The sequence below is a fragment of the Candidatus Devosia phytovorans genome (assembly GCA_029202405.1).
Classification (GTDB): Bacteria; Pseudomonadota; Alphaproteobacteria; order Rhizobiales; family Devosiaceae; genus Devosia; species Devosia phytovorans.
Genome location: CP119312.1, coordinates 2,188,695 through 2,207,750, shown reverse-complemented (window position 1 = coordinate 2,207,750; position 19,056 = coordinate 2,188,695). Strand labels below are relative to the sequence as shown.

General features: G+C 63.8%; 17 protein-coding genes. 14 read left to right on the top strand and 3 right to left on the bottom strand.

The genetic code is table 11. The features are described from left to right. Nucleotides 1-50 precede the first annotated feature (50 nt). Entirely contained in the window at nucleotides 51-1,955 is a 1,905-nt protein-coding gene (locus P0Y65_10915; GenBank protein ID WEK02719.1) for a PAS domain-containing protein, read from the top strand. Between the two features lie 28 nt (nucleotides 1,956-1,983). On the opposite strand, the gene P0Y65_10910 is transcribed toward P0Y65_10915, so the two are convergent. Beyond that, nucleotides 1,984-2,403 (bottom strand): response regulator, encoded by a 420-nt coding sequence (locus tag P0Y65_10910; GenBank protein ID WEK02718.1) that lies wholly within the window; start codon nucleotides 2,401-2,403, stop codon nucleotides 1,984-1,986. A gap of 213 nt (nucleotides 2,404-2,616) precedes the next feature. On the opposite strand from P0Y65_10910, the gene P0Y65_10905 reads away from it, so the two are divergent. The 3 genes from P0Y65_10905 to gltX all read left to right on the top strand — a co-directional run bounded on the left by P0Y65_10905 (nucleotide 2,617) and on the right by gltX (nucleotide 6,702). Beyond that, nucleotides 2,617-3,594: a hypothetical protein gene (locus tag P0Y65_10905; protein ID WEK02717.1), complete on the top strand. Its 978-nt coding sequence runs from the start codon at nucleotides 2,617-2,619 to the stop codon at nucleotides 3,592-3,594. Between the two features lie 103 nt (nucleotides 3,595-3,697). Continuing rightward, nucleotides 3,698-5,365, top strand: a complete 1,668-nt coding sequence (locus P0Y65_10900; protein WEK02716.1) for an NAD+ synthase — start codon at nucleotides 3,698-3,700, stop codon at nucleotides 5,363-5,365. Then, nucleotides 5,362-6,702: a glutamate--tRNA ligase gene (gene gltX, locus P0Y65_10895; protein WEK02715.1), complete on the top strand. Its 1,341-nt coding sequence runs from the start codon at nucleotides 5,362-5,364 to the stop codon at nucleotides 6,700-6,702. Before P0Y65_10900 ends, gltX begins: the two co-directional genes overlap by 4 nt. Here the strand turns inward: gltX and P0Y65_10890 are convergent. Next, nucleotides 6,647-7,792, bottom strand: coding sequence for a DUF2865 domain-containing protein (locus P0Y65_10890; GenBank protein ID WEK02714.1), 1,146 nt, complete (start codon nucleotides 7,790-7,792; stop codon nucleotides 6,647-6,649). The two genes, gltX and P0Y65_10890, sit on opposite strands and share 56 nt — an antisense overlap. Before the next feature lie 184 nt (nucleotides 7,793-7,976). Between P0Y65_10890 and P0Y65_10885 the strand changes: the two genes are divergently transcribed. From P0Y65_10885 to P0Y65_10840, 10 genes are all read left to right on the top strand, one after another. Next, the gene (locus P0Y65_10885) at nucleotides 7,977-8,978 is read left to right on the top strand and encodes a fumarylacetoacetate hydrolase family protein (protein WEK02713.1); all 1,002 of its coding nucleotides are present in this window, start codon (nucleotides 7,977-7,979) and stop codon (nucleotides 8,976-8,978) included. A gap of 131 nt (nucleotides 8,979-9,109) precedes the next feature. Further along, nucleotides 9,110-9,559: a cytochrome c gene (locus tag P0Y65_10880; GenBank protein ID WEK02712.1), complete on the top strand. Its 450-nt coding sequence runs from the start codon at nucleotides 9,110-9,112 to the stop codon at nucleotides 9,557-9,559. A 240-nt stretch (nucleotides 9,560-9,799) separates the two neighbouring features. Further along, entirely contained in the window at nucleotides 9,800-11,206 is a 1,407-nt protein-coding gene (gene cysS / locus P0Y65_10875; protein ID WEK02711.1) for a cysteine--tRNA ligase, read from the top strand. Continuing rightward, complete coding sequence (locus P0Y65_10870) at nucleotides 11,203-11,676, top strand: GFA family protein (GenBank protein ID WEK02710.1); 474 nt, start codon at nucleotides 11,203-11,205, stop codon at nucleotides 11,674-11,676. Before cysS ends, P0Y65_10870 begins: the two co-directional genes overlap by 4 nt. Then, the gene (locus tag P0Y65_10865) at nucleotides 11,676-12,158 is read left to right on the top strand and encodes a GFA family protein (protein WEK02709.1); all 483 of its coding nucleotides are present in this window, start codon (nucleotides 11,676-11,678) and stop codon (nucleotides 12,156-12,158) included. The genes P0Y65_10870 and P0Y65_10865 overlap by 1 nt, the downstream gene beginning before the upstream one ends. Before the next feature lie 97 nt (nucleotides 12,159-12,255). Then, a complete protein-coding gene (gene cimA, locus P0Y65_10860) occupies nucleotides 12,256-13,860 on the top strand; it encodes a citramalate synthase (GenBank protein ID WEK02708.1) in 1,605 nt (534 codons plus the stop codon). 121 nt (nucleotides 13,861-13,981) lie between these two features. Then, on the top strand, nucleotides 13,982-15,460 hold the full coding sequence (locus P0Y65_10855) for a LysM peptidoglycan-binding domain-containing protein (GenBank protein ID WEK02707.1): 1,479 nt from the start codon (nucleotides 13,982-13,984) through the stop codon (nucleotides 15,458-15,460). Nucleotides 15,461-15,571: 111 nt separating this feature from the next. Next, nucleotides 15,572-15,892: a metalloregulator ArsR/SmtB family transcription factor gene (locus P0Y65_10850; GenBank protein ID WEK02706.1), complete on the top strand. Its 321-nt coding sequence runs from the start codon at nucleotides 15,572-15,574 to the stop codon at nucleotides 15,890-15,892. Then, nucleotides 15,892-17,790 carry an ABC transporter ATP-binding protein/permease gene (locus P0Y65_10845; protein WEK02705.1) on the top strand — a complete coding sequence of 633 codons (1,899 nt, stop codon included), beginning with the start codon at nucleotides 15,892-15,894 and terminating at the stop codon, nucleotides 17,788-17,790. Before P0Y65_10850 ends, P0Y65_10845 begins: the two co-directional genes overlap by 1 nt. 177 nt (nucleotides 17,791-17,967) lie before the next feature. Continuing rightward, a complete protein-coding gene (locus P0Y65_10840; GenBank protein ID WEK02704.1) occupies nucleotides 17,968-18,672 on the top strand; it encodes a DUF899 family protein in 705 nt (234 codons plus the stop codon). Here the strand turns inward: P0Y65_10840 and P0Y65_10835 are convergent. Next, nucleotides 18,663-19,052, bottom strand: a complete 390-nt coding sequence (locus P0Y65_10835; GenBank protein WEK02703.1) for a type II toxin-antitoxin system death-on-curing family toxin — start codon at nucleotides 19,050-19,052, stop codon at nucleotides 18,663-18,665. The two genes, P0Y65_10840 and P0Y65_10835, sit on opposite strands and share 10 nt — an antisense overlap. Between the last annotated feature and the right edge of the window lie 4 nt (nucleotides 19,053-19,056).

Here is a 19,056-nt window from a genome sequence, read left to right as displayed (position 1 = left end):
CTTTTGGCCAGCTATAGTCCTGACCACTGATCCGCCTACGAAAGCAGAGCATGCCAAAGTCGCTCTTCCCTGCTGCCAGCCCTGAAGCGCGCGAGCGCCTGGAGCGGGATCCCACGCTCAAGCTGATCAACGAGTTCGACTGGTCGAGCCACCCCCTGGGTCCCATTCCGGGCTGGCCGGAGAGCCTGCGTGGCTCGGTACGCTTGATGATGTCGACGGCAACGCCCATGGTCATGCTGATCGGCACCGAGGGCTACCTGGTCTACAACAACGCCTATGCCGTGTTTGCCGGCGGACGGCACCCCGAGATTTTCGGCATGCCGGCAGCCCGGGCTTGGCCCGAAATCGCAGACTTCAATCGCGGCAATATCGAACGCGGCCTGCGCAACGAATCCTGGTCGCTGACCGATCAGGAACTGGCGCTTAATCGCAATGGCCAGCCCGAGCCGGTCTGGATGGATCTGCGCTACAGCGCGGTCGTCGGCGAAGATGGGCAGTCGATGGGCACGCTGTGTATTGTCCACGAAACCACGGGTCGCATGCTCGCCCAGAAGGCGCTGGCCCGCAGCGAGGAGCGTCTCTCCCTCGCCCTCAATGGCTCAAGCCTTGTCGGCACCTGGGACTGGGATGTCGCGGCCAATATCGTGACTTCAGACGACAAATTCGCCGCCATGTTCAATCTCGATTCGCTGAAGGCCGGCCTTGGCGTGCCGATCGAGGAATTTCTCGCGGCCATCCATCCCGATGATGTCACCCGGGTGGGCAACGAGATTGCTGCCGTTCTCAAGGACGGCTCGCCCTATCGCAGCGAATATCGGCTCGTCGACCAGCAGGGCGCCACCCACTACGTCAGCGCCTCGGGCCGTCCACGCCTTGACTCCAATGGCGTCGCCACGCGCTTCCCCGGCGTCATCGTCGATATCACCGAACAGCGCCATATCTCGGACGCCCTGGCCGAGAGCGAACTGCGCTTCCGCACCCTCGCCGACACCATGCCGCAAATGGTCTGGTCGACCCTGCCCGATGGCTATCACGACTATTACAACGCCCGCTGGTACGAATTCACCGGCGTGCCGCAGGGCTCGACCGACGGCGAAGGCTGGAACGACATGTTCCACCCCGAAGACCAGGACCGCGCCTGGAAGGCCTGGCGGCATAGCCTCGCGACCGGCGAGCCCTACCAGATCGAATATCGCCTGAAGCACCACACCGGCGCCTACCGTTGGACGCTCGGCCTCGCACTGCCCATTCGTGACGCCGAAGGTCAGATCCTGCGCTGGATTGGCACCTGCACCGATATTCACGAGACCAAACAGGTCACCGAGGAACGCGAACTGGTGGCACAGGAACTCAGCCACCGCATCAAGAACATCTTCGCCGTCCTCACCAGCATCATCAGCCTCTCGGCGCGCAGCAAGAGCGACGAGGTCAAGGCCTTCTCGACCGAACTGCGCCAGCGCATCTATGCCCTGGGCGAAGCGCATGATTTCGTGCGTCCGCACAGCCACGTCTCCCGTCCGCCGGAAAATCAGGGCTCGCTGAAATCACTGATCGACCGCCTGATGCAGCCCTATGGCAACGAGGAGGGCTCACGCATCCTCTTTGATGGCGACGACGCCCAGATCGACGATGGCGCCGCCACGCCTTTGGCGCTGCTCTTTCACGAACTGGGCACCAATTCGGCCAAATACGGCGCCCTCTCCCTCGAAGCGGGCAGGGTGGGCCTCACCGGCAGCCAGAGCGACGACCGCTATCGCCTGTCCTGGAAGGAAATCGGCGGCCCCGCCATCGAGCGCGAAGGCGAGCTTTCGGGTTTCGGCTCGCGCCTGATCACGCTCAGCGTCGAGGGCCAGATGCGGGGCAACCTGCAAAGACTCTGGGAAACCGACGGCCTGCGCGTCGAGATCGACCTGCCGCTCGACACACTGCGGCGATCCGGGAAGCTGCAGAGCTGACAGGCTCGATGACTGGCTCGATGACTGGCTAGTTGTGGATCATGCTGTCCGGCCAGCTGAAAAGCTGCAGCCGGGCAGGAGGCGCCGCATCTGCTTCCTGGCGACGGGCCACGGCATAGGCCACCACGGCCCGCAGATCGCGGTCGCTGGCCGGCTTGGCCAGCACGCCCACCGTTCCGGGAACGCCGTCGCCGAGCTGGGACGGATTGGCCGTCATATAGACCACGGTCACGCCATGCGTCTGCGCCAGGATGCGTCCGATGCCGATGCCGGTGGGACCGTCCTGGAGATTGAGATCGACCAGTGCGATATCGGCCTGCGACGCCAGCGCCAGCGCCGAACGCTGGTCATGCGCGATGCCGATGGGGTTGAACCCCATTTCCTCGATCACATGCTCGATTTCGGTCGCGACAAAAATCTCGTCCTCGACCACCAGAATACGCATCATCAAAAAACTCTTCGGACCAGAAGGCCTGTACTGACTTCGGGGCAACTCCCAAACAGGGCGCACGGTTGCCAAAAATGGCGCGTAATCTCGCACCCTGTGATCAAATCTGCACCCATGCAGTTACCAAAGTCCCAACTCATTGAGCTTAGCGGGATTTTAACCCTAACACATCATGAATGGTCTCCAACATTTGGCAGAATGCCGGAGGCTGTAATGAATCGGATCATTCTGGGCACCGTGGCCCTCTCATCCCTGCTGGTCGCCGTGCCGGCTTTGGCTGCGGACTGGATGGCTGCCCCGGCCCTGCGTACATCCTATCCGAACAACTGGCAGTCGAGCGATGCCAACCCGCTGACTTACGAGACCGGCATCCGCTACTGGTATTCCCTGGGCTACCAGGAACACAATATCGGTGATTTCTCCGAGTCCAATGAGACAAAGACCTCGTCCGGCGAAATTTTTGCCCGCATCAACGACCTCTCGACCCAGTCCTATGTCGAAGCCACCGCGGGCTACGGCGTCGCCCACAGCGGCAGCTACAGCGTCAATGGCGGCGCAGACGTCGACCTCCCTGCGGCCCGCTTGGGCTATGTCGGCGCCGACTTCGGCTGGCTCGCCTTCGGCGACGAAACCGCGCGTTTCGGTCTGATGACGGGCTACCAGTTCACCAAGGACTCGCCGGACACGGGCAGCGCCAATTTCCTGACCACGCCGGCTGTTACAGCGGGTGGGGCGCCATACTCCATCACTGGGGGTGGCGATAGCGAGGTCAACGACTTCCGTGTCCACGAACTGAAACTGGGTCTGGCTGGCCGCTTCGATGGCGGTGCTTTCGACATCACTGGCGAGGCTGCGGCAATTCCCTATTCATGGATCGGCGGCACCTACGGAGGCTTTTCTGTCCCGGGTCAGTCAGGCCTGTTCCGCCAGACCTCCGCAGCCCAGATCGAAGGCAACGGCTATGGCGCCAGCGGCAAGCTCATGGTCGGCTTCCATCCGACGGAGAACCTGACCATTCGCGTAGGCGGCAAAGCCTCCTACCTGACGGGCCAGTATGACGCGACCTACGACTCCGTCATGCTCGACAGCACTGCCGACAATACGATCACCGCTCAGCGCTGGATTTTCCGCGACAACCCCTTCGAGATGATCCGCTACGGCGCTCTCCTCGAAATCTCCGGCAGCTTCTGAACCTGCTTCCCTTGCCCTCCCGAGGGCAAATCGCTAAGTCTTGCGCGCGTCCGGCTCCCTGCCGTGGCGCGCGTTTCATTTCCAGCCTCGGGTCAGCAGCATCGTGACAGACCGCCTCAGAATTGCGCTCGCGCAGCTCAATCCCAAGGTCGGCGATCTCGTCGGCAATCTCGCCCTGGCGCGTCAGGCCCTGGCCGATGCCACGGCCGCAAAAGCCGATATCCTGCTGCTGAGCGAGCTTTTCCTCACCGGCTATTTCCCGGATGATCTGCTGTTCAAGCCAAAGTTCGTAGCAGACGCCATCCAGGCGGCGCATGATCTGGTGGCCGACACGAAGGGCAAAAACACCGTCGTGATCCTGCCCACGATCTGGCAGGACAAGACGGGCCTCCACAATGCCGTCGTCGTTGCCGAAAACGGCGAGATCATCGCCACGCGCTACAAGCGTGAACTGCCCAACAATGACGTCTTCTACGAAAAGCGCTATTTCGCCGCCGGCCCGCTGCCCGATCCCGTGGTCATCAAGGGCGTACCCGTCGGCATCCCGATCTGCGAAGACATCTGGCACACTTCGGTCTGCGAGCACCTCGCCATGCGCGGCGCCGAAATCATGCTCTGCCCCAATGGTTCGCCCTATTGGACCAACAAACAGCATGTCCGCAAAGACCTCGTCCGCGCCCGCGTTGCCGAAGACGATGTGCCCATGCTCTATCTCAACCAGGTCGGTGGCCAGGACGAATTGGTGTTCGACGGCGCATCCTTCGCCATGGAGCCCGGCAACAAGCTGGTCTTCCAGGGCAAGAGCTTCGAAACCGACTTCATCGTCTCCGACTGGGTGATGGGCGACAATGGCTGGACCTGCGCCGATGGCGAAGTCACCGAACTGACCACCACTGATGAAGCCCCTTGGCTCGCCTGCGTCCTCGGCCTGCGCGACTATGTGAAGAAGAACGGCTTCAAGCAGGTCGTGCTCGGCCTCTCGGGTGGCATCGACAGCGCCGTCGTCGCCGCCATGGCCGTCGATGCCCTGGGCGCCGAAAACGTCCACTGCATCATGCTGCCCTATCGCTACACCTCCGAGGCCAGCCTCAAGGACGCGAAGGACTGCGCCGAGGCCCTTGGCGTGCGTTACGACATTGTGTCCATTGGCAATCCGGTCGATGACGCGCTGGTCGAACTGGCCCCGATCTTCGACAACCGCGCGCCCGATCTCGCCGAGGAAAACATCCAGTCCCGCATGCGCGGCGTCGTGCTCATGGCCGTCTCCAACAAGCTCGGCTCGATGCTGCTGACCACCGGCAACAAGTCGGAAATGGGCGTTGGCTACGCCACCATCTATGGCGACATGAACGGCGGCTACAATCCGCTCAAGGACATGTTCAAGATGGAGGTCTATCGCCTCGCCGCCTGGCGCAACAGCCACGTGCCCGGCGATTGCAAGGGCCCGGCCGGCGAAGTCATCCCCCAGGCCATCATCGACAAGGCCCCCAGCGCCGAACTGCGGCCCAATCAGACCGACCAGGACAGCCTGCCGCCCTATCCGGTGCTCGACGCGATCCTGAAGGGCATTGTCGAAGACGAACTCTCCATTGCCGAGATCGTCGCCCAGGGCCACGATCAGGCTCTGGTCGAACGGATCGAGCGCCTGCTCAATATCGCCGAATACAAGCGTCGCCAGTCCGCCCCGGGCCCCAAGCTGACGGTGAAAGCCTTCGGCCTCGGCCGCCGCTATCCCATCACCAATGGCTACAAGGATCGCGTGATCGGATGACGACCAGCCCCAATATCATCGTCCGCTGGGCGCCATCCCCCACCGGTCGCATCCATCTCGGCAATGCCCGTCCGGCCCTGCTCAACTGGTTCTACGCCCGACGCCACGGCGGCCAGTATGTCCTGCGCATGGACGACACCGACCACGCCCGCTCGACCCGCGAATATGCCGACGGCATCGAAGTGGACCTGGCGTGGCTCGGCGTCACGCCCGACCTGCTCGTCCGCCAGTCCGAACGCACCGCGCTCTATGACGCTGCCGTCGAAAAGCTCAAGGCCGCCGGCCGCCTCTATCCCTGCTACGAGACCGAGGACGAACTCGACCGCAAGCGCGCCCGCGCTCGCCTCCTCAACAAGCCGCCGATCTATGATCGCGCTGCCCTCTCGCTCACAGACGAGGACCGCGCAAAACTCGAAGCCGAAGGCCGCACGCCCCATTGGCGTTTCAAGCTCGATGGCCGCCCAGTCCAGTTCGAGGACCTGATCAAGGGCTTCCAGACCGTCAACACCGCCTCCATGTCCGACCCGGTCCTGGTGCGTGGCGACGGCTCCTATCTCTACACCTTGCCCTCCGTGGTCGATGACATCGATCTCGGCATCACCCATGTCATCCGCGGCGAGGACCACGTCTCCAACACCGGCACGCAGATCGAGATTTTTGAAGCCCTGGGCGGTACGGTCCCCACCTTCGCCCACCACAATCTGCTCACCGACGCCGAAGGGCAGGGCTTCTCCAAGCGTCTCGGCTCGCAGTCGATCAGCGATTTCCGCGATGAAGGCTATGAGCCCATGGCTGTGGCCATCATGGCCAGCCTCACCGGCACGAGCCTGCCCATCGAGACCTATGAAACCCTCGATGAAATCGCCAACCGGCTCGATTTCGGGATGATCAGCCATGGCGCGGCGCGTTTCGATCCCGTCGAACTCGACAATCTCAACGCCCGCCTGCTGCATGCGCTGCCCTATGAGGGCGCTGCAGCTCGGCTCTCCGTCCTGGGCCTCGAAGGCGAAGCCATGTGGCTGCTGCTGCGCGCCAATCTGCGCAAGTTCGACGACATCGCCGATTGGTCAAAGCTGGTCACTGGCCCGGTAGAGCCCGTCATCGCCGAGGAAGATCGCGATTTCCTGGCACTGGCCAAGGCCCTGCTGCCGCCCGAGCCCTGGGACGAAACCACCTGGGGCACCTGGACCGACGCGCTCAAGACCGCCACCGGCCGCAAGGGCAAGGCGCTCTTCCTGCCGCTGCGCATGGCCCTGACGGGCCGTCACGATGGTCCCGAGCTTAAGTCCCTGCTCCCGCTGGCTGGGCGTAAGGCGTGTCTGGACCGACTACCCTGACCACCTTGTTGCCGAACTGCACGAGGCGCAGGTCCGGCTGGCTCGCCGTCTGAACCGGCCGCGTTACGGCAATTTCGCCCGGGCCGGCCGGACGCACGCGGGGCAGGGGCACATCCACCACCACAGCCGCCTGCAGCGCAGGCGCCACGACTGCCGCCACCGGCATCTGCCGGCGCGGATCGCGCAGCGGCAGCGGGAAGTTGAGGTCCGCCGTCTCGATCATCGTGCGCGTCGAGCCATCGCTGCCCGTCGCCACGCTCATCGTGCCCTGCGAAATCGCCGGCACCTTGCAATTGGCCGTGGCACTGGTGTCGAGTTCGGTGCGGTAGCGGAAGGCGGCCCCCAGCGAGGTATAGCTCTCGCCATACTGGTTGCGCATCTGCTCGGGCTCCTGGCCCGGATTGTCATAGAAATAGAGCTCCACCGGCGTCGTCGGACAACTCGCCTGGCATTGCTGCGCATCCTGGCTCACATAGTCGGGCAGCGTGGCATAGCTGATCGGCCAGAAATAGCCGTCGCTCAGCCGCACGCAGACCGTCCGCACCGTCTGATAGCCCTGGTAACCCCAATAGCCGCCGCCATCGACCATCTGCCCATTGGTGAAATCGCCTTCCGACGTCGTGCCGAAAATACGGTCGAACACCGACTGCCGTTCATTGCTGAAGCCGGCGCTTGAACCGGCATTGCAGCCGAACCGCGCCATTTCCTGCAGGATCGCTTCGCGCTGGCCGGCCACGGCATTGGCCGAGTCCACCTGCTGGCTGACCTGCGATGCCACATCGCGCAGCCGCAGCACTTCGCGGCCAATCTGCTGGCATTGACGGGTCAGCTGCTGGCCGGCCCGCGCCGCATCATTGCAGCCCTCGCGCACATAGCGGCTTTCCATCTGCTGCACATCGCGCGCTGCCTGCTGCGCGGCTTGCGAGTTCCCGCCCATCTGCCGGAAGTCGGCATTGCGGTCGAACTGGCGCAGCGCATTGTCGAGCTGGGCGCATTGCGCCGCCTGTGCATAGGCCGTGTTGACGTCCAGCACGAGCAGCATGGCCGCCAGCACCGTCAGGATAATGGCCCGTGTGCGATTGCTGCCCAAGCTCTGTCCTCGAATCTGATCCCGGACGCGTCGCGCGTCCATGTGTCGGCCTTAAGGCAAGGCGGCCGCGTTTCCAATTTGTAAACGCGCCAAGCCTCAGACTCTCCACCATTGCCAACACTATACCGGTCACCGCGCGGCGTGGTAGCGCTGCAGGGCCACACAAGTTCGAGATTGCGCCAGAATGAAACTTGCCACGCTTCGCAATACCCGGCCCGACGGCCAGCTTGTCGTCCTTTCCAGTGATTCCGCGCGCTATGTCTCGGCCGGCCGCATCGCCCCGACGCTGCAGGCCGCGCTCGATGACTGGTCCACTCTGGCCCCGGCCCTTGCCGCGCTCTCGGCTGAGCTCGATGCGGGGGCCATCGCCGGCCAGCCCTTCGACCCCGTCCAGGCCCTTGCGCCGCTGCCGCGCGCCTATCAGTGGATCGATGGCGCCGGCTATCTCAGTCACCTCGAACGCGTCCGCAGCCTCAAGGGCAGCAAGGATGAGGAACTGCAGTCCACCCGGCCGCTGCTCTATCAGGGCGGCTCCGATTCGCTCTCCGCCCCCACCGATCCCATCCGCGTCACCGATGCCGATCTCGCCCTCGATTTCGAAGCCGAAGTCGCCGTCATCATCGGCCACGTTCCCATGGGCGCCGACAAAGCCACGGCCAGCGCCGCCATCCGCCTCGTCACCGTCTGTAACGACGTCTCCCTGCGCCGCCTTGTGGTCGATGACCTGCAGAACGGCTTCGGCTTTTTCCACGCCAAGCCTTCCACCAGCTTCGCCCCCGTCGTCGCCACGCCCGACAGCCTCGGCGTGGCCTGGCGCGACAATCGCCTGCATCTGCCCGTCCGCATCGAGGTCAATGGCACGCTCTACGGCCAGCCCAATGCCGGCACCGACATGCATTTCGACTTCGCCGACCTGATCGTCGAAGCCGCCCGCACCCGCGACCTCGCCGCCGGCACCATCATCGGCGGCGGTACCGTCTCCAACCGCCACGAAGAAGCGCTGCCGATCAAGCGCGACGGTATCGGTTTTGCCTGCATCGCCGAGGCCCGCACCGTCGAAAAACTCAAATACGGCCGTGCCCGCACGCCCTTCCTCAAGCCCGGCGACCTGGTCCGCATCGGCGCCATCGACAACGACGGCAGGGCGCTCCTCGGCGACATCCTGCAAAAGATCGTCCTAGTCTAACGTCTTGAATCCGCTAGCGAGCTCCTGACGCCAACACGTTGCAAATGTTTGATAACATTCGCGTGTGGGCGTTGGGCCCGTCATCTTGCCATGCAACTCTGACCCCGGTGCAAGTTGAGGTGCAACGAACAATGTCGATCAAGAAGATTTCCGCCATGGCCATTGCTGGCCTGATGACGCTGGGCGTCGTGGCCACCGTCGCCCAGGACGCCTTTGTCGCGCCTGCCACGCCCGAGGAAGCCGTCACGGCGCGCAAGGCGATCATGCGCACCAACGGCCAGACCCTGCGCAGCGCCGGCCCGCTGACCGGTGCCGAGGCCGTCGCCGCCATGCAGACCCTGCTCGACGACTATACCAACATGCCCGCCCTCTTCCCCGAAGGCTCGATCGTCGGCGACAGCGAAGCGCTGCCTGCCATCTGGGAAAACTGGGAAGGCTTCACCGCCATCATCGAAACCGGCCGCGCCGCTGCCGAAACGGGCTTGGCTGCTGCCGAAACCGGTGATGCCGCCGGCTACGCCGCCGCCCTTCAGGCCATCGGCGCCACCTGCGGCCAGTGCCACCAGCAGTTCCGCTCGTAACAGTTCCATCGCCTCCAAAGCGATTGGCGGTCCCTCGGGACCGCCTTTTTTATTTTCGGCTTGCTTTCCGCCCACACGCCGTTCAATCATGCCGCCATGAAGAACCAGATCATTCTGATTTCGACCTGCATTATTACCTGCTAACCACTCGTTGGCGGCGCGGTCTTCTTCATCCAAACAATCTGATACCCGAAGAGCCGTCTGCCAGCACAAATGCGCTTGGCCCAGAGGACGGACCATATGACTTCGCTGACGCTCTACAATACGCTCTCCCGCACCAAGGAGGCCTTTGCCCCCATCGATGCGAACAATGTGCGCATGTATGTCTGCGGCCCCACGGTCTATGACTTCGCCCATATCGGCAATGCCCGCCCGGTCATCGTTTTCGACCTGCTGTTCCGCCTGCTGCGCCACACCTATGGCGCAGAGCAGGTCACTTATGTGCGCAACATCACCGACGTCGACGACAAGATCAACGCCCGCGCCCTGCGCGATTTTCCCGATCTGCCGCTGAACGAGGCCATCCGCCGCGTCACCGAAAAGACCGAGCGCCAGTTCCTCTCCGATGCGACGGCGCTGGGCGCACTGGAGCCCACCATCCAGCCCCGCGCCACCGACAATATCGAGCAGATGCAGGTTCTCATTCGCGACCTGATCGCCAACAATCACGCCTACAATGCCTCGGGCGAAGTGCTGTTCGATGTCAAGTCCATGCCCGACTACGGCCAGCTCTCGGGCCGCAATCTCGAAGACAATCTCGCCGGCGCCCGCATCGCCGTGGAAGCCCACAAGAAGAACCCGGCCGATTTCGTGCTCTGGAAACAGTCCTCCGACAGCGAACCGGGCTGGGACAGCCCCTGGGGCCGTGGCCGCCCCGGCTGGCATATCGAATGCTCGGCCATGTCCGAGCGCTATCTCGGCCAGACCTTCGACATCCATGGCGGCGGGCTCGACCTGATCTTCCCGCACCACGAAAACGAAATCGCCCAGTCCCGTTGCGCCCATGGCACCCACGCCATGGCCAATGTCTGGATGCACAATGGCTTCCTTCAGGTCGAAGGCCAGAAGATGAGCAAGTCGCTCGGCAATTTCGTCACCATCAACGATCTGCTCGAAACCGGCACCATGGGCGGTCGCGCCTGGATCGGCGACGTGCTGCGCCTCGCCATGCTGATGACCCACTATCGCGAGCCCATCGACTTTTCGGTCAAGCGGCTCGAAGAAGCCGAGGCCAAGCTGCGCGACTGGCAGCGCGCTGCCCGCGGGGCCGAGGTTGCCGAAGGCGATGCGCCAGATGACAGCGTGGTCAGGGAACTGGCCGACGACCTCAACTTCCACCGCGCCTCGGTGGCGCTGGACTTCATCGCCAAGAAGGCCAATCGCGAGGAGGGCAATGCCCGTCATTGCCTCGCCGCCACCCTGCGCTTCCTCGGCTTCGGCCTAGATAGCCTGCTCACCTCCGACGACGGCTGGGAAGCGCCCCCGCATATCGCCAAGGCCATCGCTGACCGCCTCGACGCGCTCAACGGCAAGGATTTCGCCCGCGCCGACGCCATCCGCAACGAGCTGACCGAACAGGGCATCTCGCTGATGGACTACAAGAACGAGGCCGGCCAGCGCGCCACCAAATGGGAGATGAAACGGTGATAGAGCGCCCCGAAGCCCATGCCGGCGGCTGCCAGTGCGGCGCCGTCCGCTTCAGCGTCACCCGCCTCGGTCGCGGCTCCATCTGTCATTGCCGCATGTGCCAGAAGGCCTTCGGCGGCTTCTTCGGCCCGCTGGTCACCGCTCACAATGCCGTCTGGACCCGTGGCGAGCCGAAGTGGTTCCAGTCCTCCAACGCCGCCCGCCGCGCCTTCTGCGGCGATTGCGGCACGCCCCTGGCCTATGAAACCCGCTTCGGCCTCGAGCTGGCCATCGGTGCCTTCGACCATCCCGAGGTCGCGGCCCCCGAGATCCAGGTCAATCCGCATGAAAAGCTGCCCTTTTTCGAAAAGCTCAGCAGTCTGCCGCTGCGCGAAAATGCCGACGAGTGGAGCAGTTTCATGGCCGGCATCCATTCCAACCAGCATCCCGACCACGACACGGCCGACTGGCCGCCGCGCGGAGACAAGTGATGGATCGATACGCCATGGAGGTCAGCGGCGGCTGCCAATGCGGCGCCGTGCGCTATCACGCCACCGAAATGCTGGACAATGCCCACATCTGCCACTGCCGCATGTGCCAGAAGGCCGTGGGCAACGTGTTCGCCGCCCTCGTGGCCGCGCCGCGCGAAGCCATCACCTGGACCCGTGGCACGCCCGCTCGCTTCCGCAGTTCTGAGCATGTCGACCGCGGCTTCTGCGCCCAATGCGGGACGCCGCTGTTCTATGACAATGTCGAGGGTGGTCGCGTCAACTTCACCATCGGCTCGCTCGACCATCCCGAGCTCTTCCCGCCCCATGCCAATACCGGCAACGAGGGCAAGGTGCCGTGGTTCGAGACGTTGATCACCATCGAAAATGGCGGGGATACCGAAACCGGCCAGGAAGCCTGGGCCTCGGCGATCAAGCAGACCAACCACCAGCACCCCGACCACGACACATCGGATTGGCCCTGATCCAAAGGGCCAAAAACGGAGTGTTCCCAGCAAAAGTGGCCACCGGTTTCGCGGTTCGCGAATACGACAAGACAAACACGACATTTGAGTTGAGCTAATGTCCAAAGACCGCCTCTATCTCTTCGACACGACCCTGCGCGATGGCGCCCAGACGGCTGGCATCGAATTCTCGCTTGAGGACAAGATTTCCATTGCCCGTCTGCTCGAAGAGCTGGGCGTCGACTACATCGAAGGCGGCTATCCCGGCGCCAATCCGGTCGATACCGAGTTCTTCGAGACCAAGCGCACCAGGAGCGCCAAATTCACCGCCTTCGGCATGACCAAAAGGGCAGGGCGCTCCGCCGCCAATGACCCGGGTGTCCAGGCTCTGCTCAACTCTTCCGCTGAAGCCACCTGCTTTGTTGCCAAGACCTGGGACCACCAGGTCAAGATCGCGCTCGAAATCTCGCTGGAGGATAATCTCGAAAGTCTGCGCGACACTGTTGCCGGCGCCGTTGCCGCCGGCAAGGAAGCGCTGATCGACTGCGAGCACTTTTTCGACGGCTTCAAGGCCAATCCCGACTATGCCCTGCAATGCGTGCAAACCGCCCTCGACGCCGGCGCCCGCTGGGTCGTGCTTTGCGACACCAATGGCGGCACCATGCCAACCGAAGTCCGCGACATCATCACGAAAGTCCTGGCCGTCGCCCCGGGTGACCACCTCGGCATCCATGCCCATGATGACACCGGCCAGGCCGTCGCCAATACGCTGGCTGCCGTCGAGGCCGGCGTCCGCCAGATCCAGGGCACGCTCAACGGCATCGGCGAGCGCTGCGGCAATGCCAACCTGATCACCCTGATCCCGACCTTGGCGCTGAAGCCCTGGTACGCCGAGCGCTTCGAAACCGGCATCGATGCCAGCCGCCTCTCGCGTCTCGCCCAGATCTCCCGCGCCTTCGACGATCGCCTCAACCGCGCCCCCATGCGCCAGGCGCCCTATGTCGGCCGTTCCGCCTTTGCCACCAAGGCCGGCATCCATGCTTCGGCCCTGCTCAAGGATTTTTCCACCTATGAGCATGTCCCGCCCGAAAGCATTGGCAACGAACGCGCCATCATGGTCAGCCAGCAGGCCGGCAAGTCCAACCTTTTGACCGCGCTCGCCCGCCACGGCATCGACCTCGCCAAGGACGATCCCCGCCTCGAAAAGCTGCTGCGCGAGGTCAAGGACCGCGAATCGCGCGGCTATTCCTACGATGGCGCCGACGCCTCCTTCGCGGTCCTCGCCCATGAAGTGCTCGGCACGCTGCCTGAATTTTTCCAAGTGGAGAATTATCGCGCCAGCGTCGAACGCCGCCACAATGCCCAGGGCGAGGAAATCACCATGACCGAGGCGGTGGTGAAAATCCGCGTCGAGGGCGAATTACTGATGTCCGTCGCCGAGGGCAATGGCCCGATCAATGCGCTGGATCTGGCCCTTCGCAAGGACTTGGGCAAGTATTCGGCCCGCATCGAAGACCTCGAACTGGTCGACTTCAAGGTGCGTATTCTGGACGGCGGCACGGGCGCGGTCACCCGTGTACTGGTCGAGAGCCGCGATGGCACGGGCGAGCGCTGGTACACGATCGGCGTTTCCCCCAATATCATTGATGCCTCCTTTGAAGCTCTGTATGAATCAATCACCTACAAGCTGTTGAAAACTGAGACGGCAGCGGGCACGATCTAACCGGGCAGAGCTGAACACTGCCGAAACGGTTCTGGAGGATGAACTGGCCGACACTGCTCCCAAGAAACCTCTTGCTCTCACCGTCGGGGCAGCAGCGGTTACCCTCGTCGTTATCGTCGGCGTGCTCACCGGTCCGACCATCGTCTCCTGCTTCAATTCTCCCGACGGCATGGGCGTCTGCCTGCGCGGCGCCATGACCAATGCGGGCCTGCTGCCGCAGACGGTGGTGGCGGATACGGAAGAGCCGACCGAAGCACCGCAGGATGTCGCCGTGATCGCCCCCGCAGAGGCGCCCGAGCCTGAAGCCACGGTCAGCCCCGGGCCCGAACTCGCCGTCACCCCGCCCGCAACCACCGACGTGCCCGACAATCTGATCGGCGCCACTTTCGGCCTGCTGCGCGCCGAGCCCGATGGCTCCGTCGTCATCGCCGGCAGCGGCACGCCGGGCACCGAAGTGGAAGTCTATTCCAACGATGCCCTGATCGGCTCTGCCACCGTCGAGCCGAGCGGCGACTGGGTCATCGTCCCCGATGCGCCCATCACCCCCGGCGGCACGGAAATCACCCTGGCCGAAGCCGGCAAGGAAGGGCGCTCGGCCCAGTCCTTCGTTGTCGTCATCAATGACGACAAGACCAGTGAGCCCCTCGTCGTCGCCAGCACGCCTGGCGCCGCCAGCGACATTCTTCAGGGCCTTGATCGCCCCGCCATCGACACCCAGGTCGCCACTGCCGATCCGGTCACGCCGCCAGCCCCCGCTGCGCCCGAAACCACAACGCCTGCCGCCCCGGCTGCAGAAACGCCGGCCGAACCTGCCGCCACAGCCCCGGCACCCGTCGCGCCGGCTGCCGATACGGCGGCAACGCCACCTGCGGCTCCAGCGGAAACCCCGGCACCCGCCGCCGAACCCACCATTGTCGCAGCCGATCCTGCCCCGGCCACGCCACCCGCATCTGCCGCGCCGGCCGTTGCCACTGTCGCACCCACCATCGACGCCATCGAGATCGAAGGCGACCGCACCTTCTTCGCCGGCGCTGCCGATGAAGGCGCCAATGTTCGCCTCTATGTCGATGATGCCTATGTCGCCGATTCCACCGTCTCCGACGGTCGCTGGCTCGTCGAGGGTGGCAATGTGCTGACCAAGCCCACCCAGCGCGTCCGCATCGACGTCCTTGCTCCCAACAGCGCCGACGTCACGGCCCGCGCCGAAGTCGACTTCCGCATCGAAGCCCCGGCCGAGGAAGCGCCCACCGCCGTTGCCCAGGCGCCCGAGCCTGCAGCAACCGAACCGGCACCGGTCGCCGAAGCACCGGCGCCCGTAGAAACGCCCGATGTCGCCGTCGCCGAAGCCACACCTGCTGTCACGCCGGAAACCGCCACTGACGCCGTGCCAACCCTGGTGGCCATTTCCGTCGGCGGCCCCGATTCCGAGCGCTTCGCCGCCGGCAAGGCCATCATCCGTCGCGGCGACAATCTCTGGACCATCGCCCGCCGCGTCTATGGCGAAGGCATCCGCTACACCACCATCTACGAAGCCAATACCGGCCAGATCCGCGACCCCAATCGCATCTATCCCGGCCAGGTTTTCGACCTGCCCAACTAAATAACTGCGCAGAAAATGGCCCGCTGACAGGTGGGCCATTGATTATTGTCGCGCCCTTACCCATTTTATCGGTAAATGACGATCAACCCAAGACACGCACCAAGACACGCCATGCACGACGACGACATTGCCAACATCATGCGAGCGATGGGCCACCCGGTGCGGCTCAACATCCTGCGCATCCTGGCCAAGCAGGAGCGCGGCGAATGCTGCTGCGCCGATGTCACCGATGAACTGACCCTGGCCCAGTCCACCGTCAGCCAGCATATCAAGGTCCTCCTCGACGCGGGCCTGATCGAGCGTCGTCCGCGTGGCACACGCAATTGCTATATCGTCCAGTATGACCGGCTCGCCGCCCTTGGCAGCGCCTATTCCGGCATGATCGCGGGCTTCGCCCCCGCACCGACAAAACTGGAAGCGGAACCCGCCTGATGTCGTCTGACAGCGCTGCGCCTGCAAAACCGTCCGTTAGCGCGGACGAAGGCTCCATCTTTTCGACCATTCGCAACCTCTGGGCCTATATGTGGCCCGCCGATCGCCCGGATTTGCGCTGGCGCGTCGTGCTGGCCATTGGCGCCCTGCTGGCCAGTAAGGTCGCCACCACGCTGATCCCCTTCGCCTACAAGGGCATCATCGACAACCTCGATGGCTCCGCCCCGAACAATGCCGTCGTCATGGGCCTCGCCGTGCCCATCGTGCTGGTCATTGCGTACGTCCTCGGCAACATCATCGATGCCGGCTTCCAGCAGCTGCGCGACGTCTGGTTCGCCAGCGTCGGTCAGCATGCCGTGCGCAAGCTGGCACTCGAAACCTTCCACCACATGCATCGCCTGTCGCTGCGCTTCCATCTGGCGCGCCGCACTGGCGGGCTCAGTCGCGTCATCGAGCGCGGCACCAAGGGCATTGAAACGGTCGTCCGGTTCGCCATGCTCAACATCGCCCCCACCATCGTCGAATTCGTCGTCACCGCCGTGATCTTCGTCTGGCTCTTCGGCGTCAGCTATCTCGGCGTCCTCGTGGTGATGATCTGGGGCTACCTCTATTTCACCATCAAGGCGTCGAACTGGCGTATCGCCATCCGCCGCGACATGAACAATTCCGACACCGATGCCAATGGCAAGGCCATCGACAGCCTGCTCAATTACGAAACGGTCAAATACTTCGCCAACGAGAAGATGGAGGCCGAACGCTATGACGCCTCCATGGCCGGCTATGAAAAGTCCGCCATCCGCATCTGGACCTCGCTGGGCTTCCTCAACTTCGGCCAGGCCGTCATTTTCTATGCCGGCTTCCTGATCATCTCGATCATGGCCGTCGTCGGCGTCATGAACCAGACGCTGACCCTGGGTGATTTCGTCCTCCTCAACACCTTCCTCATGCAGGTCTATCGCCCGCTCAACTTCATCGGCTTCGTCTACCGCGAGCTGCGCCAGGGCCTCACCGACATCGAGGAAATGTTCAAGCTACTCGACCAGAAGGCCGAGGTCGTCGACGCGCCCGATGCCAAGCCGCTCGCCGTCACCGGCCCGGTCATCCGCTTCGACAATGTCACCTTCCACTACGATCCCGAGCGTCCCATTCTCAAGGGCGTGAGTTTCGAAGTGCCCGCCGGCAAGACCGTCGCCATCGTTGGCCCCACCGGCGCCGGCAAGTCGACCATCTCCCGGCTCCTCTACCGCTTCTATGACGTGACGGGTGGCGCCATCACCATCGATGGCCAGGATCTGCGCGCCATCACTCAGGAAAGCCTGCGCTCCGCCATCGGCATGGTCCCGCAGGACACGGTGCTGTTCAACGACACCATCGGCTACAACATCGAATATGGCCGCCCCGGCGCCAGCCGCGAAGACGTCCGCTCTGCCGCCGCCATGGCCCAGGTCGGGCCCTTCATCGAGAGCCTGCCGCATGGCTATGACACGCCCGTCGGCGAACGCGGCCTGAAGCTCTCGGGCGGCGAAAAGCAGCGCGTTGCCATCGCCCGCACCATCCTCAAGGCGCCGTCCATCCTCATCCTCGATGAGGCGACGTCGGCCCTCGACACCAAGACCGAGCGCGACATCCAGTCTGCCCTCGACGTGGTCTCGAAAAACCGCACCACCGTCGTCATCGCTCACCGTCTGTCCACGGTGGTCAACGCCGACGAAATCCTCGTTCTGCGCGAGGGCATTGTCGCCGAACGCGGCAGCCACACAGCGCTTCTCGCCCAGGATGGCCTCTACGCCCAGATGTGGAGCCGCCAGCGCGAAGCCACCGAGGCCGAAGAAAAACTCCTCGAAACCGCCAACGACCCCGACGGCTTCGTCAAACGCGGCACCCCGGCAGCGGAATAGCCTGCTGGGCGGGCGCCAAACTCGATCGGTCCCTCCCCCTATCAGGGGGAGGTTAGGAGGGGGTACCCTCTCGGGATAGGCCCTTCCGGGTTGACGACCATCCTCCGCTCGATCACATATCAGGAACCTGCGCCGCCCCAGCTTGTTGCTCCAGCACACAAGTGATGGAGCATTGCCATGACGACCACGCTCACCCCCGCCGCCGACCTCGCCCGCGGTGCCAAAACCCCGTTCCCCGGCGAAACCGCTGAATACCGCGCCGCCCGCGAGGCCCTGCTGGCCGAAGAGATCGAGTTCCGCCGCCACATGACGCGCCTCAGCGCACAGCGACAGGCGCTGCCCCCCGGTCCCGTCATCGACAAGGACTACCGCTTCCTCGACGCCGATGGCAGCGACCTCAGCCTGCTGGACCTGTTTGGCGACAAGGATACGCTGGTCACCTATTTCTGGATGTATGGTCCCGAGCGCAAACGTCCGTGCCCCATGTGCACCAATTGGCTGGGGAGCGTCGAAGGCAATGCCGCCGACATCAAGCAGCGCGTCGCTTTCAAGATCCTCGGTCGCAGCCCGGTCAAACGCCAGCGCGACTTCGCCGAGGAACGCGGCTGGAAGCATCTCGATTTCATCCAGACCCTGGGCGACGACTACGCCAATGACCTTGGCCTCATCATGGAGGACGGCGGCGAAATCCCCGCCTTCATCGTCTTTAAGCGCGATGGCGACGAGGTCCGCCTGTTCTGGGCCAGCGAAATGACCGGCGACATGGCCGACCCCGACCAGGATCCCCGCGACGCCCCCGACATCGCCGCGCTCTGGACCATCCTCGACTTTACGCCCGAGGGCAGGGGCAAGGACTGGTACCCCAAGCTCAGCTACGACTGATCGAGTGAGAAGGGCTCGGTGTGCTCGTGTAGCCAGCGCTCGATGACGTCCTTGTTGAAAGTGCCGCCCTCGATGTTGCGGTAGATAAACGCCTCGATATCGTCATTGCCCGGATAGATATCGACGCCGTTCAATTGCAAAAACAGTTCGACGCAGGCGTAGGCCACGCGCTTGTTGCCGTCGATGAAGCCATGGTTCATCGCGAGGCTCTCCCAAAGGGCGGCGGCTTCTTCGATCAGGTCGGCATAGTAGCCGGTTTGCGGGCGCAACAGGGCTGACTCGATCAGCCCTGCATCCCTTATGCCCTTAGCGCCACCAAACTCCTCAAGCATCCGCCGGTGGATGCGAAGGGCCTCTTCCAACGTCAGGTAGCTTGGCATCCCC

Excerpts from the sequence above, each read along its gene's own strand:
- cysS (WEK02711.1), top strand. The coding sequence starts at position 9,800 with ATGACTTCGCTGACGCTCTACAATACGCTCTCCCGCACCAAGGAGGCC.
- gltX (WEK02715.1), top strand. The coding sequence starts at position 5,362 with ATGACGACCAGCCCCAATATCATCGTCCGCTGGGCGCCATCCCCCACC.
- P0Y65_10845 (WEK02705.1), top strand. The coding sequence starts at position 15,892 with ATGTCGTCTGACAGCGCTGCGCCTGCAAAACCGTCCGTTAGCGCGGAC.
- P0Y65_10915 (WEK02719.1), top strand. The coding sequence starts at position 51 with ATGCCAAAGTCGCTCTTCCCTGCTGCCAGCCCTGAAGCGCGCGAGCGC.
- P0Y65_10885 (WEK02713.1), top strand. The coding sequence starts at position 7,977 with ATGAAACTTGCCACGCTTCGCAATACCCGGCCCGACGGCCAGCTTGTC.
- P0Y65_10880 (WEK02712.1), top strand. The coding sequence starts at position 9,110 with ATGTCGATCAAGAAGATTTCCGCCATGGCCATTGCTGGCCTGATGACG.
- P0Y65_10850 (WEK02706.1), top strand. The coding sequence starts at position 15,572 with ATGCACGACGACGACATTGCCAACATCATGCGAGCGATGGGCCACCCG.
- P0Y65_10835 (WEK02703.1), bottom strand. The coding sequence starts at position 19,052 with ATGCCAAGCTACCTGACGTTGGAAGAGGCCCTTCGCATCCACCGGCGG.
- P0Y65_10910 (WEK02718.1), bottom strand. The coding sequence starts at position 2,403 with ATGATGCGTATTCTGGTGGTCGAGGACGAGATTTTTGTCGCGACCGAA.
- P0Y65_10865 (WEK02709.1), top strand. The coding sequence starts at position 11,676 with ATGGATCGATACGCCATGGAGGTCAGCGGCGGCTGCCAATGCGGCGCC.
- P0Y65_10905 (WEK02717.1), top strand. The coding sequence starts at position 2,617 with ATGAATCGGATCATTCTGGGCACCGTGGCCCTCTCATCCCTGCTGGTC.
- cimA (WEK02708.1), top strand. The coding sequence starts at position 12,256 with ATGTCCAAAGACCGCCTCTATCTCTTCGACACGACCCTGCGCGATGGC.
- P0Y65_10840 (WEK02704.1), top strand. The coding sequence starts at position 17,968 with ATGACGACCACGCTCACCCCCGCCGCCGACCTCGCCCGCGGTGCCAAA.